Source organism: Curtobacterium sp. MCBA15_016, assembly GCF_001865105.1.
Lineage (GTDB): Bacteria > Actinomycetota > Actinomycetes > Actinomycetales > Microbacteriaceae > Curtobacterium.
In genome coordinates this window covers 5,806-6,151 of the sequence record NZ_MJGR01000036.1, presented here as the reverse complement: position 1 = coordinate 6,151, position 346 = coordinate 5,806, and the positions used below count along the sequence as shown (strand labels likewise).

General features: G+C 73.4%; 1 pseudogene. It reads left to right on the top strand.

Annotation, left to right across the window (positions count from 1 at the left end):
* Nucleotides 1–342, top strand: a pseudogene (locus tag BIV03_RS15790) (arabinose ABC transporter permease); the annotation flags it as partial.
* Nucleotides 343–346 lie beyond the last annotated feature (4 nt).

Sequence of the window (346 nt, the reverse complement as noted above, 5' to 3'; positions counted from 1 at the left end):
GCCTGGTGGTACGTCCCGCACCTCGTGCCGGCCGGCTCCGAGTGGGGCTTCTGGCTGGCGACCGCCGCCGGCACCGTCTTCGGCATCATGCTCGCCGGGTTCACGCCGATGGGCGCGATCGTCCCCGCCTTCGCCGGCGAGGAGCGCCGTGGCGCCGCGATGGCCATGTACGCCACCGCAGCGGGTGGTGCGACGTTCCTCGGCAACGCCGTCGTCAGCGCCGTGCTGCCCTGGGGTGGCCCCGGCGGCGTCGTCTGGACGTTCGTCGGCCTCTACGTGCTCGCGTTCGTGGTGCTGTCCTTCCTCAAGGTGCCGAAGGGCGCCGAAGCGGCGGGCCACTGACGCG